At 72.4% G+C, this 16,424-nt stretch carries 15 protein-coding genes; 8 read left to right on the top strand and 7 right to left on the bottom strand.

Features of this window, described 5'->3' with window-relative positions; all coding sequences use genetic code 11:
• Window position 1: 1 nt before the first annotated feature.
• Together ACZ6ZP_RS23475 and ACZ6ZP_RS23480 are read right to left on the bottom strand one after the other, a co-directional pair.
• The gene (locus ACZ6ZP_RS23475; RefSeq protein WP_469408236.1) at window positions 2-1,495 is read right to left on the bottom strand and encodes an ABC transporter substrate-binding protein; all 1,494 of its coding nucleotides are present in this window, start codon (window positions 1,493-1,495) and stop codon (window positions 2-4) included.
• Between the two features lie 144 nt (window positions 1,496-1,639).
• Complete coding sequence (locus tag ACZ6ZP_RS23480) at window positions 1,640-2,173, bottom strand: GNAT family N-acetyltransferase (protein WP_469408238.1); 534 nt, start codon at window positions 2,171-2,173, stop codon at window positions 1,640-1,642.
• A gap of 161 nt (window positions 2,174-2,334) precedes the next feature.
• Here ACZ6ZP_RS23480 and ACZ6ZP_RS23485 point away from each other — a divergent pair, with 161 nt between their 5' ends.
• A complete protein-coding gene (locus ACZ6ZP_RS23485) occupies window positions 2,335-2,640 on the top strand; it encodes an Rv3488 family transcriptional regulator (RefSeq protein ID WP_361466738.1) in 306 nt (101 codons plus the stop codon).
• Between the two features lie 34 nt (window positions 2,641-2,674).
• Here ACZ6ZP_RS23485 and ACZ6ZP_RS23490 read toward each other — a convergent pair whose 3' ends face one another.
• Window positions 2,675-3,991 carry an APC family permease gene (locus tag ACZ6ZP_RS23490; protein ID WP_399980705.1) on the bottom strand — a complete coding sequence of 439 codons (1,317 nt, stop codon included), beginning with the start codon at window positions 3,989-3,991 and terminating at the stop codon, window positions 2,675-2,677.
• Window positions 3,992-4,134: 143 nt separating this feature from the next.
• Between ACZ6ZP_RS23490 and argG the strand changes: the two genes are divergently transcribed.
• Both argG and ACZ6ZP_RS23500 read left to right on the top strand, forming a co-directional pair.
• The gene (gene argG / locus ACZ6ZP_RS23495) at window positions 4,135-5,583 is read left to right on the top strand and encodes an argininosuccinate synthase (protein WP_351164230.1); all 1,449 of its coding nucleotides are present in this window, start codon (window positions 4,135-4,137) and stop codon (window positions 5,581-5,583) included.
• Between the two features lie 240 nt (window positions 5,584-5,823).
• Window positions 5,824-6,183 carry a hypothetical protein gene (locus ACZ6ZP_RS23500; protein WP_351164231.1) on the top strand — a complete coding sequence of 120 codons (360 nt, stop codon included), beginning with the start codon at window positions 5,824-5,826 and terminating at the stop codon, window positions 6,181-6,183.
• A 57-nt stretch (window positions 6,184-6,240) separates the two neighbouring features.
• Here ACZ6ZP_RS23500 and ACZ6ZP_RS23505 read toward each other — a convergent pair whose 3' ends face one another.
• Window positions 6,241-7,233: a winged helix-turn-helix transcriptional regulator gene (locus tag ACZ6ZP_RS23505; protein ID WP_351164232.1), complete on the bottom strand. Its 993-nt coding sequence runs from the start codon at window positions 7,231-7,233 to the stop codon at window positions 6,241-6,243.
• Window positions 7,234-7,639: 406 nt separating this feature from the next.
• Between ACZ6ZP_RS23505 and ACZ6ZP_RS23510 the strand changes: the two genes are divergently transcribed.
• The 5 genes from ACZ6ZP_RS23510 to ACZ6ZP_RS23530 all read left to right on the top strand — a co-directional run bounded on the left by ACZ6ZP_RS23510 (window position 7,640) and on the right by ACZ6ZP_RS23530 (window position 14,159).
• A complete protein-coding gene (locus ACZ6ZP_RS23510; RefSeq protein WP_469408243.1) occupies window positions 7,640-8,428 on the top strand; it encodes an SMP-30/gluconolactonase/LRE family protein in 789 nt (262 codons plus the stop codon).
• 79 nt (window positions 8,429-8,507) lie between these two features.
• Complete coding sequence (locus tag ACZ6ZP_RS23515) at window positions 8,508-10,502, top strand: serine/threonine protein kinase (RefSeq protein ID WP_469408245.1); 1,995 nt, start codon at window positions 8,508-8,510, stop codon at window positions 10,500-10,502.
• Window positions 10,503-10,648: 146 nt separating this feature from the next.
• A complete protein-coding gene (locus ACZ6ZP_RS23520) occupies window positions 10,649-11,689 on the top strand; it encodes an NAD(P)-dependent alcohol dehydrogenase (protein ID WP_469408383.1) in 1,041 nt (346 codons plus the stop codon).
• 269 nt (window positions 11,690-11,958) lie between these two features.
• On the top strand, window positions 11,959-13,047 hold the full coding sequence (locus ACZ6ZP_RS23525; RefSeq protein WP_469408247.1) for a ferredoxin reductase: 1,089 nt from the start codon (window positions 11,959-11,961) through the stop codon (window positions 13,045-13,047).
• A gap of 17 nt (window positions 13,048-13,064) precedes the next feature.
• Complete coding sequence (locus ACZ6ZP_RS23530; RefSeq protein WP_361466756.1) at window positions 13,065-14,159, top strand: fatty acid desaturase family protein; 1,095 nt, start codon at window positions 13,065-13,067, stop codon at window positions 14,157-14,159.
• On the opposite strand, the gene ACZ6ZP_RS23535 is transcribed toward ACZ6ZP_RS23530, so the two are convergent.
• The 3 genes from ACZ6ZP_RS23535 to ACZ6ZP_RS23545 form a co-directional block, all read right to left on the bottom strand.
• Window positions 14,156-14,479 (bottom strand): hypothetical protein, encoded by a 324-nt coding sequence (locus tag ACZ6ZP_RS23535; protein WP_361466759.1) that lies wholly within the window; start codon window positions 14,477-14,479, stop codon window positions 14,156-14,158. The genes ACZ6ZP_RS23530 and ACZ6ZP_RS23535 overlap by 4 nt on opposite strands.
• Window positions 14,480-14,661: 182 nt before the next feature.
• Complete coding sequence (locus tag ACZ6ZP_RS23540) at window positions 14,662-15,285, bottom strand: hypothetical protein (RefSeq protein ID WP_351164238.1); 624 nt, start codon at window positions 15,283-15,285, stop codon at window positions 14,662-14,664.
• A 181-nt stretch (window positions 15,286-15,466) separates the two neighbouring features.
• Window positions 15,467-16,417 carry a helix-turn-helix domain-containing protein gene (locus tag ACZ6ZP_RS23545; RefSeq protein ID WP_366464862.1) on the bottom strand — a complete coding sequence of 317 codons (951 nt, stop codon included), beginning with the start codon at window positions 16,415-16,417 and terminating at the stop codon, window positions 15,467-15,469.
• Window positions 16,418-16,424 lie beyond the last annotated feature (7 nt).

The following is a 16,424-nucleotide window of genomic DNA, read 5'->3' on the forward strand; positions in this document are numbered from 1 at the left end:
CTCAGCGCCTCGTGCCGGCGGAGACCAGCGTCCGCTCGTACGGGTCGAGGATCTCGCCCCGCACCGAGCCGCCGACGCCCGTGATGATCCGCTGGTGGACCAGCGGGACGACGGCGTCGGTGCCCAGGATCGCGGCCTCGGCGGCCATGGCCGCGTCCTGGCGCTCGGCGGTGTCGGCCGCGTTCTCGGCCTTCCGCACGGCCTTGTCGACCGCGGTGTCGCACAGCAGCGAGAGGTTGTAGCTGCCGTCGCAGGTGTAGTCGCTGGCGAGGACCGAGACGGGGTCGCCGGTGTCGAGCATGGTGTTGCGGGCGCCGACGAAGCCGTCGAACTTCCCGGACAGCGCGTCGCCCTCGATGCGGGAGGACTCGCGCACCTCCAGCGTCACCTTGAACCCGGCCTTCTGCAGCTGCTGCTTGAGCACCTGGGCGACCTCGGGCAGCTCGGGCCGGTTGTCGTACGTGGCCAGGGTGATCGACCTGCCGCCGGGTGCCTTGGCCCGCGCCCGGCCCTCGGGCTTGTCGCGCTTGCCCTCGGCCCACGTCAGGGCCGGGCCGAAGATGCCCTCGCCGGTGTCGGCGTGGCCCTCGTACACGTCCTTGGCGAGTGCGGACGTGTCGATCGCGGCACGGGCGGCGGCGCGCAGGCCGGGGTCCTTGAAGGCGCCCTTCTCGGTGTTGAGCTGGAGAGCGGTGGTGCGAGCCGTGGCGGTCTCGCGGCTGTGGCCCTTGTCGAGGGAGGCGGCCTGCGAGACGGGCACGGCCTCGGCGATGTCCACGTCGCCGGTGCGCAGCGCGTTCGTGCGCGCGGTGCCGTCGGCGATGAACCGGGCGTCGACGCCGGACGCCTGGGCGCGCCCGCCCCAGTAGTCGTCGAAGCGGTCGAGGGTGGCCGCGGTGGCGCCGGTCGTCTTGGTGAGCTCGAAGGGTCCCGTGGCGGTGCCGACCGGACTGACCTTGTCGCCCTTCTCGTACGCCTTCGCGGAGAGCACGGCGAGGCCGGGGCTGGACAGACGCAGTGGAAGCGCCGGGTCAGGGTCCGCGGTGGTGATCCGGACCCGGTCGTCGCCGACGGGTTCGGCGGTGAGGGTGGCTCCCGACAGGGCGGCGGTGACGGGCTCGGCCTTGCCCGCGTGGGTGAGGGACGACGCGACGGCGGACGGCGTGACGCGGGTGCCGTCCTGGAAGTCGGCCTGGCGCAGGGTGAACAGCCAGCCGCGGTCGCCCTCCTGCTTCCAGGACGCGGCGAGTGCGGGGGCGGCGGAGCCGTTCGCGTCCAGCTTGGTCAGGCCCTCGGTGACGCCGAGACGGCTGAGGAGGGTGGCGTCGGCTCCGTACGGGGAGAAGTTCTCGGAGGGCGGGAAGGCGAGTGCGACCTTCAGCCGGGCGCCGCCCGCGGTGTCGCCCGACGCGTCGTTCTTGGCGGCGAAACAGCCGGCGAGCAGGGGCGCGACGAGCAGGCCGGCTATGAGGGGACGGTGGCGGACGGAGCGCATGGTCCTCGTTCTCGGTGGGGAGTGGGTCCGGACTCGGTGGGGAGTGGGTCCGAAAGGCGGCAGCAGCCACAGAGGTTACATGACAACCATTTCCATTAATGGCTCGGGGGTCATGGTGTGGCCGCGGACGTCTGCGCACCGGGGCTACGGCCGCATGGGTACTTCGAAATGCACGACGCGCGATGCGCCCGCGTCCTCGCGCTCGTCGTGCACCACCTTGCCCAGCGAACGCCAGAACCCCTCGGCGCCGGTCACCGCCGGGTCGGTGTGCAGATAGACGGAGCGGTACCCGCCGTCCGCCGCGGCGAAGTCCAGGAGCTCGCCGACCAGGCGCCGGGCAAGGCCGCGGCGCCGGTGCTCGGCGCGTACGTAGACGCGCCGCAGCTGCGCCGTCTCGCCCGAGGGGAAGCGCTCGGCGATCCAGCGCGGGTTCGGCGGGTGTGCGGGCCCGCGGGAGTCGAGGGCGGCGGTGGCGGCGACCGTCCCGTCCCGCTCGTCCACCGCGACGAGCAGGGTGTGGCGGCCGGGGCTCAGATACGCGCCGTCGAGGTCGATGATGTCGCCGTGCCAGCGCGGTACGTACCCCGTGCCGAAGTCGTGGTAGACGGTGTCGAGCATGACGGCTCGTGCGGCGCCGAGATCGTCGGCGGTGGCCGTCCTGATGCGGTATTCATGCACTTGCACATCCTAAGCATTAGGCCGATATGGCCCGTCACCAGCGGCGTTGCCCGGCCTCGGCGCCGTCTCCGTACCGGGTGCGGTGCCGCCTCGCCGCGTAGAATCGGCAGCCGATATCGGTTTCGGCACCGACCCGGCAGGGGTCGGCGTGGAGGTGCGGGGTGCGGGAGTTCCAGCGGGGCGCCGTGCGGCTGCACATCTTGCATCACGCGGCGCGGGGCGAGATCCACGGCGCCTGGATGACCCGGGAGCTGGCGGGCCACGGCTACGCCATCAGTCCGGGCACGCTGTACCCGACGCTGCACCGCCTTGAGGCGGACGGGCTGCTCGCCTCCGAGCAGCGCGTGGTCGACGGACGTGCGCGACGGGTCTACCGGGCGACCGCAGCCGGACGCGAGGCGCTCGCCGAGGACCGCAGGGCCCTCGCCGAACTGGCCCGCGAGGTCCTCGGCGACGACCAAATCTGAGGGCTCGGGTCCGGCCGCCTCCTCCATGCGCCGGTCAGCTACGGGATGCCGCTGTCCGTCGTACGAAGAAGACGACCGCACCGGCGGCCAGGACGGCGGCCCCTGAGACGACGGAGGCGAGCGGAAGGCTGAAGGCGAGCAGCAGGCAGCCCGCCAGGCCGATGACGGGCACGGCGCGCGGCGGCCTGCCCTCCTCGGGTGTCAGGGTCCGGGCGGCGGCGTTGGCGATCGCGTAGTAGGCGAGCACCCCGAACGAGGAGAAGCCGATCGCGCCGCGCAGGTCGGCGAAGGCGACGAGGGCCACCACGGCCGCGCCGACGGCGAGTTCGGCCCGGTGGGGGACGTGGAAGCGCGGGTGGACGGTGGCAAGGGCGTGCGGCAGGTGGCGGTCGCGGGCCATCGCCAGTGTGGTGCGTGAGATGCCGAGGATCAGGGCGAGCAGCGAGCCGAGCGCGGCGACGGCGCCGCCGACGCGCACCACCGGCACCAGGGCGGGCGCCCCGGCCGCGCGCACCGCGTCCGCGAGCGGCGCGGTCGCGTCCGCCAGGCCGTCGGGGCCGAGCACGGCGAGGACGGCGGTGGCGACCGCCGCGTACACCACCAGCGTGATGCCCAGGGCGAGCGGGACCGCGCGGGGGATGGTGCGGCGCGGGTCGCGGACCTCCTCGCCGAGCGTGGCGATGCGCGCGTACCCGGCGAAGGCGAAGAAGAGCAGACCGGCGGCCTGGAGCACGCCGCCCACGCTCGCGTCGCCGCTCAACTCCAGCCGGGCGGCGTCGGTTCGGCCACTGGTGAGGCAGGCGGCCACGACGGCGGCGAGGACCGCGAGAACGAGGGCGACGACGGTGCGGGTCAGCCACGCGGTCTTCTGGATGCCGATGTAGTTGACCGCGGTCAGGGCGACCACGGCGGCGATCGCCACCGGGCGTTCGTGGCCGGGCCAGGCGTACGCGCCCGCGGTGAGGGCCATGGCCGCGCAGGAGGCGGTCTTGCCGACGACGAAGCTCCAGCCCGCGAGGTAGCCCCAGAAATCGCCGAGCCGTTCGCGGCCGTAGACATACGTGCCGCCGGAGGCGGGATGGCGGGCGGCGAGCCGGGCCGACGAGGTGGCGTTGCAGTAGGCGACCACCGCCGCGACCGCCAGGCCGACGAGCAGACCCGAGCCCGCGGCGCGGGCGGCGGGGGCGAACGCGGCGAAGATCCCCGCACCGAGCATCGCCCCCAGGCCGATGACCACGGCGTCGTGCACCCCGAGGCGGCGCTCCAGCTCGGGCGCCGGCACCGGCCTCGCACCCGGACCCGGCTCCGGCTCCGGTCGAGGGGTGTTCGGTGAGGCGGGGGGAGTGCTCATGGGTGGCTCCTCGGCTGAGTGGTTCCTCTGCGGCGGGAACGGCCCGGGCGGCGTCATGACGGTAGCCGATATCGGCACTCGACAGGAGGGACGGCCGCGCGAGCGACGTTGCATGGTCATACGAAGTCATGCATACTCTTCCTATGTCCAAGGTCCTCACCTCCCTCCCCACCGGCGAGCGCGTCGGCATTGCCTTCTCCGGCGGTCTCGACACCTCCGTCGCCGTCGCCTGGATGCGCGACAAGGGCGCCGTCCCCTGCACGTACACCGCCGACATCGGCCAGTACGACGAGCCCGACATCGCCTCCGTGCCCGGCCGCGCCTCCGCGTACGGCGCCGAGATCACCCGGCTCGTCGACTGCCGTGCCGCGCTGGTCGAGGAAGGGCTCGCGGCGCTCGCCTGCGGCGCCTTCCACATCAAGTCGGGCGGGCGCCCGTACTTCAACACCACGCCGCTGGGCCGCGCCGTGACCGGCACGCTCCTGGTGCGGGCCATGCTCGAGGACGGGGTGCAGATCTGGGGCGACGGCTCCACCTTCAAGGGCAACGACATCGAGCGGTTCTACCGGTACGGGCTGCTCGCCAACCCGCACCTGCGGATCTACAAGCCCTGGCTGGACGCGGACTTCGTCACGGAGCTCGGCGGTCGCAAGGAGATGTCGGAGTGGCTGGTCGCCCACGACCTGCCCTACCGCGACTCGACGGAGAAGGCGTACTCGACGGACGCCAACATCTGGGGCGCCACGCACGAGGCCAAGACCCTGGAGCACCTCGACACGGGTGTCGAGACGGTCGACCCGATCATGGGCGTGCGGTTCTGGGACCCGGCGGTGGAGATCGACACGGAGGACGTGACGATCGGCTTCGAGCAGGGCCGCCCGGTCACCGTCAACGGCAAGGAGTTCGCCTCCCCGGTCGACCTCGTCATGGAGGCCAACGCGATCGGCGGCCGGCACGGTCTGGGCATGTCCGACCAGATCGAGAACCGGATCATCGAGGCCAAGAGCCGCGGCATCTACGAGGCCCCCGGCATGGCGCTCCTGCACATCGCCTACGAGCGCCTGGTCAACGCGATCCACAACGAGGACACCGTGGCCGCGTACCACAACGAGGGCAGGCGCCTGGGCCGGCTGATGTACGAGGGCCGCTGGCTGGACCCGCAGGCGCTGATGATCCGCGAGTCGCTGCAGCGCTGGGTCGGCACGGCGATCACCGGCGAAGTGACGCTGCGGCTGCGGCGCGGCGAGGACTACTCGATCCTCGACACCACGGGCCCGGCGTTCAGCTACCACCCGGACAAGCTCTCCATGGAGCGGACCGAGGACTCGGCGTTCGGCCCGGTGGACCGGATCGGCCAGCTCACCATGCGCAACCTCGACATCGCCGACTCCCGTGCGCGGCTCGAGCAGTACGCGGGCCTCGGCCTGGTCGGCGGCGGCCACCCGACGCCGATCGGCGCCGCGCAGGCGGCTTCGACCGGACTGATCGGCGCGATGGACGGCGGCGGCGCCGAGGCGATCGCCTCGCGCGGTACCGCCACGGACGAGGAGACGATGCTGGACCGCGCCGCGATGGAGTCCGGAACGGACTGAGATCACGGCTGAGACCATTCATCGGTCGTCGCGCGACCGGCCGGCGGGCCCCGGCGGATCTCGATCCGCCGGGGCCCGCTGCGATGGATGCGGGCCATGCGGGCCACGCGGACCCGGCGGACCATGCGGTGCACGCGGACGATGAGCGGATGATCCTATTCCGCCCCGGTCTCGGCGGACTCGTGCATACGATCACCTTCGGTCTCCAGGGGGGAGATCTTTGTCTGCGAGGAGGGGATCATGGCCGGAGTTTCCAGGCGTGCGCTGCTGGGGTATTCGGGTTCGGCGGCGGCCGGTGCGGTCATCGCGTCGGCGGGCTCGGCGGAGGCGGCCGAGGGCAAGGCGGCCGAGGGGAAGGCGGCGGGCGCTTCGACCGCTTCCGACGTCGAGTGGGGTTCGGGGGTCGAGTTCAGCGGCAACTCCAGCATCGGCGACGTCGACGCCTCCATGCGGGTGAAGTTCAGCCTGGAGATCGAGAACGCGCCGTCGGGCAAGGACGTGACGGAGCTGGACGTCGCCAATGCCATCAACGGGCTGCTGGAGTCGCGTGGTTGGCCGCCGATGCAGTTCTACGGGACCGTGTCCGCCCCGCTGAACTGATCGCACGCCGAGGGGGCCTGGTGCCTGGTGCCGTACGGCACCAGGGCCACTCGGCCGTCAGTGAGTCGAGGCCGCACCGTCGGCGCGGACCACGCCGAAGGCGTCCGCCATCCGCAGCGCCGCGTCCAGGTCGCCGTTGACCTCGATGAGCTGCGCGCTGAGCGCGTCCTCGAGCGGCAGCGAGCCGACGCCCAGTTGGAGCAGGGTGCTCAGATCGGTGACGAGGGTGACGGCCGCGTCCGCGGCGGGTCCGAGGTCCGTCTCGACCGTGCCGTCGTCGACGCGGGCGTGGAAGACGAGATCGCCGATCACCCACTCGTACGTCTCGCGTACGCCGAGAGCGCGGTCGGGACGGAACGAGGCGCCGACCGCTCCGACGATGCCGTGCCGGCCCCCGGTGGCCTCGGGATGCGCGCCGACGATGGCGATCGCCCGTGCGGCGGCCGGCAGTTCACCCTCCAGCTGGGCGAGGCCGCGCGCCATGGCGTCCTGGACGTCCACGAGGCGCGCGCCGACGGCGAGGAACGTCCCGAGGTCGGTCGTGATGACGCAGGCGGGGTCCGTGGCGCTGCCGTTCTGGATGTCGAGTACGCCGTCGTCGACCCGGAGGTGGAACGCGTCGCCGTCCACCCGGAACTCGTACGTCTCCCGCACGCCGCCGGCCTCGTCGGGCCGGAAGCTGGCGCGCAGACAGCCGAGCACCCAGTTGAGCCGGAAGGTGTCGCCCGGCCGGGAAGCGGTCGGCAGCCGCATGCCCCAGCGGGTGAGTTCGTCGACCACCGGGCGCATGGCGGCGCCGAGTTCCGTCAGTTCGTACACCGCGGACGGTGCGGGGGGCGGCAGCTTGGACTGGCTGAGGACGCCCGCGTCGCGCAGCGCGCGCAGTCGCTCGGCCAGGACGTTGGGGCCGATGCCGGGCAGGCCCGCGACGAGGTCGGTGTAGCGCTTGGGGCCGAGCAGCAGCTCGCGCACGATCAGCAGGGACCATCGGCCGCCGACGACGTCCAGGGCCCGCGCCGCCGGACAGGACTGGTCATAGCTGCGTGTCATGCGAGTCGGTTCACCTTCCCCATTGATAGCAGGCACTTAGGTTTTCTATAGTACCCATCAACTCGGGGGTACCAGTGGCCTGTTGAGTCGCGCTGGGGTGTGACCGCCCCACGCAGAGCATGCGATCAGTTTTGCGCCGGACCGGCGCGGCACATCGACGCGACCATCGAAGGGACCACCTGTGACCCGGGCGACCTCTCTCCCGCACGCGCGCTTACGCCACCGCGTCGCGCGTGCCGTGCGATCCGCGCGTGCCGTGCGATCCGCGCGTGCCGTGACCGCCGCAGGCCTGCTCTCGGCGCTGCTGGTGGGCGGGGTACAGGCGCCGGCGCAAGCCTCGGGAGCCCTTTCTGGCCTGGAGCGGTGCCCCGGGCGGGCGAGCGTGGAGGTGTTCAAGGAAGGGGGCGTGCCCATCCTGGACTGGCGGGAGAACCTGGAGTTCGACGGGCGCGGCACGCTCTGGGTCGCCCACATCATGAAGCACCGGGTCGAGGGATACGCCCCCGACGGGACGCTCAGGACGAGCTTCCCGGTCAACGGACCCGGCGGGATCCGCCGCGGCCCGGACGGCATGATGTACGTCAACTACGGCGTGAACCCGCTGACTTCGGCCCTCTCCGGCGGGGGCGGCATCATGCGGTTCGACCCGGCCGCCGCCCGGCCGGAGCCCGAGAAGTTCGTGGACGGCGTCTCCGGCATCAACGGCCTTGCGATGGACGCCGACGGCAACTTCTACCTCAGCCGCGAACTCGCCACCGGCGTCGTCAAGATCCGCCCGGACGGCACGAAGGACGAGGCGTGGACGCGGGCCGCGGACGTCTTCGGCACCAACGGCCTGGAGATCGTCGGCGACCAGCTCTACAGCAGTGTCATCACCGACGCCGCGTCCCCGGTCGTGCGCATCCCGCTGAAGAACCCCGCGGGCCGCACCAGGGTCACCGAACTCAGCCCGAACCCCCTGGACATCAAGCTCCTCGACGACCTGACCTCCTTCGACGGCGACTTGGTGGTCGCGAGCTTCCGCGACGGCGAGCTCATCAGGGTGGACCCGGACACCGGCAGCTCCTGCGTCCTGGTGTCGGGCCTGCGCATGCCGAGCAGCGTGCGCGTCCCGCGCGGCTTCGGCGACCACGACGCGCGGCGGGAGCTGTTCGTGGTCGAGGCGTCCGGCCGCATCGTGAAGGTGACGGTCTGACCTGGTCGTGTGACGCGGGGCGTAGTGCGAAAGCAGCGTACGGAGTACGGAACATGAATCATCGGGGGAACAGAGCAGCATGAGTGGCGACCACGGCGACGAGCGGGACAGCGGGAGCGACAGGGACAGCGACAGCGGCGGCGGTGGCGGTGGCAGAGAACCGCTGACGCCCGGCGACCCGCGTCGGATCGGCCCCTATCCGCTCATCGGCCGGCTCGGTGCCGGCGGCATGGGCCGGGTCTACCTGGCCCGCTCCGAGGGCGGCCGCACGGTGGCCGTGAAGGTGGTGCACGAAGAGCACACCTCCAACAAGGAGTTCAGGGCCAGGTTCCGCCGGGAGATCGAGGCGGCGCGGCGCGTGGGCGGGCACTTCACGGCACCGGTGCTCGACGCGGACCCGGACGCCGCGCGGCCCTGGGTGGCCACGGGATACGTGCCGGGCCCCTCCTTGGAGCAGGCGCTCCTGACGTACGGCCCGCTGCCCGCCTCCTCGGTGTACGCACTGGCCGACGGGCTGCTGCGGGCGCTGAAGGGCATCCACGGCGCCGGCATCGTGCACCGCGACCTGAAGCCGTCCAACGTGCTGCTCACCGTCGCGGGCCCGAAGGTCATCGACTTCGGCATCGCCCGAGCGCTACAGGTATCCGTGGAGTCGCTGCTCACCAGCACGGGCATGGTCATCGGCTCGCCCGGCTTCATGGCGCCCGAACAGATCCTGGGCGAGGAGACGGGCACGCCGGCCGACGTCTTCGCGCTCGGCTGCGTCCTCATGTACGCGGCGACGGGGCAGCTGCCGTTCGGCCACGGCGCGAGCAACCAGCACGCGGTGATGTACCGCATCGTCGAGGCCGCGCCCGACCTGACCCTCGTCAAGGACGAGCCGCTGCGCGCGTTCATCGCCCGCTGCCTGACCAAGTCGCCCGCCGAACGGCCGGGTGTGGACGAGCTGTTGGAGGCACCCGAGCGGCCCCGCCCCTCGGGTGCGGGGAAGGGCGCCTGGCTGCCGCCGGCGCTGGTGGCCCGCCTCGCGGAGGACGCGGCGAGGCTGCTGGACGTGGAGGCGCCGGGCGGCGAGGCCGCGAGGGCTTCGGAGCCGGCGGAGCCCGCTCCGGCGGGGGACGTCGCGACCTTCGGGCTGCGGGCGGCTCCCGAGCCGGAACCGGAGGCCGGGGGAGAGGCGAAGGCCGAGCCGGAGTCGGGGGAGAAGGCGGACCCGGCAGTGATCTCCCCGGCGGTGGGCGCGTCCGCCCCCAAGCGCGCCCACCGGCGCACGCGCAGGACCTGGGCCATGGCCGTAGCGGTCACCGCCGTGCTGGCCTCCGGAGGCACCGTGGCCCTGCTCGACGGCGAGGACGGCGCCCAGGGAGCCCCTGGAGCCGACGGCGCCCCGCCCGGCTCCGACAGCTCCCCGACATCCCCGGCGCCTACGGGATCGAAGGACCCCGACGGCAAGGGCAAGGACGGCACGGACGGAAAAGACGGCGAGGAGAAGGGCAAGGGCGGCGACTCCTCGGCGGGCAAGGACGGCAACTCATCCGGGGGCGCCGCGGGCAGTGACAGCGCCTCCGGCGACGACCCCGCAGCCGCGGGGGAGGAGGGTACAGACCCCAAGGCGCCGTCGGGCGGAGGCAGTTCGGGATCAGGCGACTCCGACTCCGGCTCCGGCTCGGGATCGGGCTCAGGTGCGGGGTCAGGGTCAGGGTCCGGCTCGGGCTCCGGCACCTCCGACAACCGCGTCCCGCAGGGCTTCGTCGGAACCTGGACCCTCACGTCTCCGTACGTCCAGCAGCCGCAGAAGGTGATCATCTACCGGGTCGCACCGGGCGGGTACGCCGTCAAGCTCGTCACCGATTCGGGCAACGGCGGGCACTGCGAGAACCACGCCAAGCTGGTGTCGGTGGCCGACGGCGGCAAGCGCATCAACGTCGGCACCGCTCACGTGGACGAGGGGCGCTCAAGCCAGATCCTGTGCGGGGACATGGACCCCTCCTTCTTCACCCTCGACGACCCGAGCGGCATCCGCCACGACGTCGGCCCCGCCCACGGCGACGGGTATCACTACGACCGGGCGTGAGCAGGTGTCCCAGTGGGTCATGTGTCCCATTGGGACATCGAGAGGAGTACAGTAGACGGACAAGGGGGACATCAGGCGCACCGTACGAGGAACGAGAAGAGGCATCCCAGATGTCAGCGCAAGAACGCCCCGAACTGCCTTCCACGATGAAGGCCGTCCAGTACCGCAGCGTGGGCACGGCCCCCGAGGTGGTCACCGTCCCCCGCCCGGAGCCGGGCCCCGGCCAGGTGCTCCTGAAGGTCACCGCCGCGGGCGTCTGTCACTCCGACATCGCGGTGATGAGCTGGCCCGCGGAGGCGCTGGCCTTCCCGCTGCCGCTCACCCTCGGCCATGAGGGCGCGGGGACCGTCGCCGCCCTCGGCGAGGGCGTCGCCGGCTTCGAGGCCGGCGACTCCGTGGCCGTCTACGGACCGTGGGGCTGCGGAGCCTGCCTGATGTGCGCGCAGGGCAAGGAGAACTACTGCACGCGCGCCGCCGAGCTCGGCATCCTGCCGCCCGGACTCGGGGCGCCCGGCGCCATCGCCGAGTACATGATCGTGGACGACGCGCGCCACCTGGTCCCGCTGGGCGGCCTCGACCCGGTGACCGCCGTGCCGCTCACCGACGCGGGCCTGACCCCGTACCACGCCATCAAGACCTCCCTGCCCAAGCTGACCCCCGGCAGCACCGCCGTGGTCATCGGCACCGGCGGTCTGGGGCACGTCGCCATCCAGCTGCTGCGCGCGCTGACCCCGGCACGGGTGATCGCCCTGGACGTCACCGACGGCAAGCTGCGCCTCGCCCACCAGGTCGGCGCCCACGAGACCGTCCTGTCGGACGAGCACGCGGCGGCGAAGGTCCGCGAGCTGACCGGCGGCCTCGGCGCCCAGGCGGTGTTCGACTTCGTCGGCGCGCCGCCCACCGTCGCCACGGCGACCGCCTGCGCAGCCGTGGAGGCGGACGTCACGATCGTCGGCATCGGCGGCGGCCCCGCGTCCGTCGGCTTCGGCACGACCCCCTACGACGCCGCGGTCCGCGCCCCGTACTGGGGCAGCAGGGCCGAGCTGATCGAGGTCCTCGACCTGGCCCGCTCCGGCGCGATCGACGTCCATGTGGAGACGTACACCCTGGACGACGCCCCCAAGGCGTACGAGCACCTGCACGAGGGCCGCATCGACGGCCGGGCGGTCATTTTGCCCCACGGCTGACCCCGCCGGCCCTCGGCGCACGGCCGCGACGACGTCGGGAAGGGCATCATCATCCGGCCATTCCCGACCGGTTCGCCGGGACTTGTCCCCCCAGCCCACCGCACCGGGGGGAGACACGCCCGAGGCGCACCGCAGATCACGGGTGGCGGGATACGGCCTCCTGGTCGTGCGCCAGTTCGCACCGGCGTGGTTACGTGGTCCCAGCCGGGCCCGGGACGACTCGACGTACGCGACACCCCTCGTGCCGCGTGACGAGAGGAACCCGCGCCATGCCTGCGTTACCGGCCCTCATGGGCAGGCTGTTGACCGCAGCCTCCTGGCTGACCAGCCCGCTCGCCCCGGACGACTATCTCGGACTGATCGATCCCCTGCTCGACGCGCGGCTTCCCGCGGGCCGGGTGACGGCGGTGCGCCCGGAGACCCCGGACGCCACCACCCTCACCCTGCGGCCCGGCCGGGGCTGGGCGGGACACAGGGCGGGGCAGTACCTCCCGGTCGGCGTCGAGATGGACGGCGTACGGCACTGGCGCACCTACTCCCTCACCTCCGCGCCGGACCGGGCGGACGGACTGCTGACGATCACCGTCAAGGTCGCGCCCGACGGCAAGGTGTCCCCGCGCCTCGCCCACCGGACGCCGCCGGGCACGGTGCTCCGACTCGGCCCGGCACAAGGGGAGTTCGTGCTGCCGGACCCACTCCCCGCCCGCATCCTCCTGGTGACCGCGGGCAGCGGCATCACCCCGGTGATGGGCCTGCTCCGCACTCTCATGCGCCGACGGCCCCCGCCCTCCGATGCCGTCCTGCTGCACAGCGCGCCCAGCGCCAAGGACAGCATCTTCAGCGGTGAACTGCACGCGGCCCGGCGGCGGTTGACCTGGCTGTCCTACGACGAACACCACACGCGGCGGAACGGCAGGCTCACCCCGGAGGCCCTGGGGCGGCTCTGCCCCGACTGGCGCGAGCGCGAGACCTGGGCCTGCGGTCCGGCCGCGCTGCTCGACGCGATGGAGGACCACTGGGGGAGGGCAGGCCTGCGGCAACGGCTCCATGTGGAGCGCTTCCGGCTCGCCCCGGTCCTGCCGCCGGACCCCGATGCCGCCCCCGGCGGCCGGGTCCTGTTCACCCGCACCGGTAAGGAGATCGCCGCGGACGCGTCGACCCCGCTCCTCGCCGTCGGCGAGTCCGCGGGGGTACCGATGCCGTACGGATGCCGACGAGGCCTCTGTTTCGGCTGCCTCACTCCGCTGACCTACGGGCGCGTACGCGATCTGCGTACCGGCGAAATCCACGACCGGACCGGCCAGTTGATCCAGACCTGTGTCTCGGCCGCGGCCGGACCGACGGCCCTCGACGCCTAGCCACCGAAGGAGTCCTCATGACCGCGACCCCTCTCGCCGCCACCGGTGCGGAGCCCGCCAAGGAACTCGACAAGCAACTGGGGGAGGAGCTCGACCGGATCCGCTCCGAGGTCATCGCCGCGCGCGGGGCCGACGACGCCCGCTACATCCGTACGGTGATCGCCACCCAGCGCGGTCTGGAAGCGGGCGGCCGGGCGGCTCTCGCCGTCTCCCTGTTCCCGCCCGCCTGGGCGGCGGGCACCGCCATGCTCTCCCTCGCCAAGATCCTGGAGAACATGGAGCTCGGCCACAACATCCTGCACGGCCAGTGGGACTGGATGGGTGATCCGGCGATCCACTCGGCCACCTGGGAGTGGGACTTCCTGACGCCCGCCGAGGCCTGGAAGCACACCCACAACCATCTGCACCACACCTGGACCAACGTCGTCGACCGCGACCGGGACCTCGGGTACATCCTCTTCCGGATGAGCGCCGACCAGCCCTGGCGGCCGCGCCATCTGGCCCAGCCGCTCTACAACTTCGTGCTCGCACCGTTCTTCGAGTGGGGCATCGCGCTGTACGACCTGGAGCCCGAGGCTGTCGCCTCGGGCTCCAAGTCATGGCGTTCGCTGACGACCGACCTGACCGGGGTCCTGGCCAAGGCCACCCGCCAACTCGCCAAGGACTACGTACTCTTCCCGCTGCTCGCGGGGCCATCGGCGCTGCCCTGCCTGATGGGCAACCTCACGGCCAACACCGTGCGCAATCTGTGGTCGCACACCATCATCTTCTGCGGTCATTTCCCCGGTGACGTCCAGACCTTCACCGAGGAACACATCGAGGGCGAGACGCGGGGCCAGTGGTACCTGCGGCAGATCCAGGGCTCCGCCAACATCGAGGGGAGCCGGCTCTTCCACATCCTCAGCGGAAACCTCAGCCACCAGATCGAGCACCACGCCTTCCCCGACCTGCCGAGCAACCGCTATGCCGAGATCGCTCCTCGCGTGCGCGAACTGTGCGAGAAGTACGACATCCCTTACGTCACGGGGCCGTTGCGGCGGCAGTACGGCTCAGCGTGGGGACGCATCCTGCGCTTCGCTCTCCCCGCGCTGCGCCGACCGGCGCGGACCTAGATGCGCAGCAGCCGTTCCATGGACTCCCGGTACTCCCGCAGCGCGAGGCGCAGTTCCTCCGTGTGCGCCTCGGTGTCGTGACCGTGCCAGCTCGCGCGCAGGGTGCGCCGCCGTTCCGTGAGGGTCTCGGTCAGGTGCCTGACGGCGTCGTCGAAGAGGCTGTCGGCCTCTTCGACCGCCTGGCGCGGGCTCTCGACGAAGGTGCTGAGGGCCTGTTGGAGCCGCAGGCCGAGCTTGTCCCGTTCGTCCTGCGGGAGCAGGACGGAGCCAGGGGCGTGGGCCTCGGAGGCAGCGGGCGTACGGGTGGGTGCGCCGGACACTGGGCCACCGGGCGCGCCGGACGCGGGGCCACCGGGCGTGCCGGGCCCGCGGCCACCGGACGCGGGGCCACCAGGTGCTGCTGCACCAGGTGCGGGCGCACCAGGCGCTGGTGCGACAGGGTTGGGTGCGGGGGCGGCGCCACCGGCGGCCGGCTCGCGCGGTGTGAAGTGCTGGGAATCGGTCATGACGTGCCACTTCCCTTCGCATGGCGCCGGGGCAGTGCCCACGGCGTGTGGCCGCGGTCGGCGGTGGACGGTCGGCCGTTACGGGACGAGTCGGCCGGGTGTTCGGCGACCAGGGCATCGAAGAGGCGCCGGGCCTCGACCATGGCCTCGCGCATTTCCTCGGTGCCGCTCTGCCCACGGGTCGCCGTGTGCACGCTGCGGTAGCCGTGGACGGAGTGTGCGTGGTGGACGGAGAGCGCGGCCACCTGCTCATCGAAGTGCTGACCGTCGGGGAAGCCCCGGTCCCTGGCGAGGCGCGACAGCAGCGCGTCGGCCTCGGTGACGGCCTGCTGCGGTGATTCGACGAACTGCTCCTGGACGCCGGCCCACTGGGCCACGTAGCGCTCGCGCGCCCCGGGCGGCAGGGGTTCGGCCTTGACGGAGCCGTGGAGCCGTACTCGCTCGCGGAGTTCCTGTTCGGCTGCCCGGACGTCCCCGTCGTGACGGGCGACGGTGTGGTCGTACTCGGGCCCGAAGCGGTGCTTCAGGCCGCGTCCGCCGCCCCGGGCTCGCCGCAGTCCGACGAAGAGGACGGCGGCTGCCGCGATGACGACCACGGCGATGATGACGGCGGTGATCATGGCTGCCTCCCTTGATCTCGTGGTCCGTTCGCCGCTGAGGCCGGCCGATGGGCGCCCACGCGACGCGGGCACCGATCGGGGCGTATGTGATCAGCGGTGGAACGGCTGGTTGTGGTTTCGCACGGCGGCCGAGTACCCCCATGTCCGGAGATCAGTCGGCGGTGACCGTACGGATCGACGCTCAGGAGGCGCCGAACGTCCGCCGGTAGGCCTCGGGCGGCAGTCCCGTGACGCGGGCGAAGTGGCGCCGGAGCGTGGCGGACGTTCCCATGCCGGTCCGGGCCGCGATCCGTTCGACGCTCTCGTCGCTCGACTCCAGCAACTCCTGTGCCAGCCGCACGCGTTGGCCGAGCAGCCAGCGCAGCGGGGCGGTTCCGGTGACGGCGTGGAAGTGCCGGGACAGATTGCGGCTGCTCATGCCCGCCTGCCGGGCCAGGTCCTCCACCGTGAGCGGGGAGTCGAGCCGGGCGAGCACCCAGGGCAGCAGATCCGCCAGCGGGTGGTCGCGCCCGTGCGCCACCGGCGCCGGGATGAACTGTGCCTGGCCGCCGTCCCGGTGGGGCTGGGTCACGAGCAGCCGGGCCAGCGCGTTGGCCACCGTCGCCCCGTGGTCGGTGCGGACGATGTGCAGGCACAGGTCCATGCCGGCGGCCTTCCCGGCCGAGGTGAGCACGCTGCCCTCGTCGGTGAAGAGCACCCCGGCGTCGACCCTGACGCGGGGGTGGCGCTCGGCGAGCCGGTCCGCGTGCGCCCAGTGTGTGGTGGCCCTGCGGCCGTCGAGGAGGCCCGCCGCGGCCAGGACGAAGGCGCCGGTGCACAGCGAGACGATCCGGGCGCCTGCCGCGTGCGCGGCACGCAGGGCATCGATCAACTCGCCCGGCGGGCCGAGCTCGACGTCGCGCCAGGCCGGGACGATCACCGTCTGCGCGGTGGCGAGGGCCTCCATGCCGTGGGAGGTCTCGGCGCGGAGCCAGTCCCCGACGCGTGTTCCGTCCGTGCCGCACACGGTGAAGGAGTACCAGGACCCGGCCAGGTCGGAGTGGTCCGTGCCGAAGACCTCGAAGGCCGCCGCGGCCTCGAAGAGCATGCTGCCCTCGGGAAGTGCCATCGCCACGGTCGCCGCAGTGCGCATGTCCGAA

Source organism: Streptomyces sp. NPDC054047, from assembly GCF_055585065.1.

What these genes read in the sequence shown, in the direction of transcription:
- ACZ6ZP_RS23540 (WP_351164238.1), bottom strand. Translation starts at nt 15,285, where the DNA reads ATGATCACCGCCGTCATCATCGCCGTGGTCGTCATCGCGGCAGCCGCC.
- ACZ6ZP_RS23505 (WP_351164232.1), bottom strand. Translation starts at nt 7,233, where the DNA reads ATGACACGCAGCTATGACCAGTCCTGTCCGGCGGCGCGGGCCCTGGAC.
- ACZ6ZP_RS23520 (WP_469408383.1), top strand. Translation starts at nt 10,649, where the DNA reads ATGAAGGCCGTCCAGTACCGCAGCGTGGGCACGGCCCCCGAGGTGGTC.
- ACZ6ZP_RS23475 (WP_469408236.1), bottom strand. Translation starts at nt 1,495, where the DNA reads ATGCGCTCCGTCCGCCACCGTCCCCTCATAGCCGGCCTGCTCGTCGCG.
- ACZ6ZP_RS23500 (WP_351164231.1), top strand. Translation starts at nt 5,824, where the DNA reads ATGGCCGGAGTTTCCAGGCGTGCGCTGCTGGGGTATTCGGGTTCGGCG.
- argG (WP_351164230.1), top strand. Translation starts at nt 4,135, where the DNA reads ATGTCCAAGGTCCTCACCTCCCTCCCCACCGGCGAGCGCGTCGGCATT.
- ACZ6ZP_RS23530 (WP_361466756.1), top strand. Translation starts at nt 13,065, where the DNA reads ATGACCGCGACCCCTCTCGCCGCCACCGGTGCGGAGCCCGCCAAGGAA.
- ACZ6ZP_RS23515 (WP_469408245.1), top strand. Translation starts at nt 8,508, where the DNA reads ATGAGTGGCGACCACGGCGACGAGCGGGACAGCGGGAGCGACAGGGAC.
- ACZ6ZP_RS23525 (WP_469408247.1), top strand. Translation starts at nt 11,959, where the DNA reads ATGCCTGCGTTACCGGCCCTCATGGGCAGGCTGTTGACCGCAGCCTCC.
- ACZ6ZP_RS23545 (WP_366464862.1), bottom strand. Translation starts at nt 16,417, where the DNA reads ATGCGCACTGCGGCGACCGTGGCGATGGCACTTCCCGAGGGCAGCATG.
- ACZ6ZP_RS23490 (WP_399980705.1), bottom strand. Translation starts at nt 3,991, where the DNA reads ATGAGCACTCCCCCCGCCTCACCGAACACCCCTCGACCGGAGCCGGAG.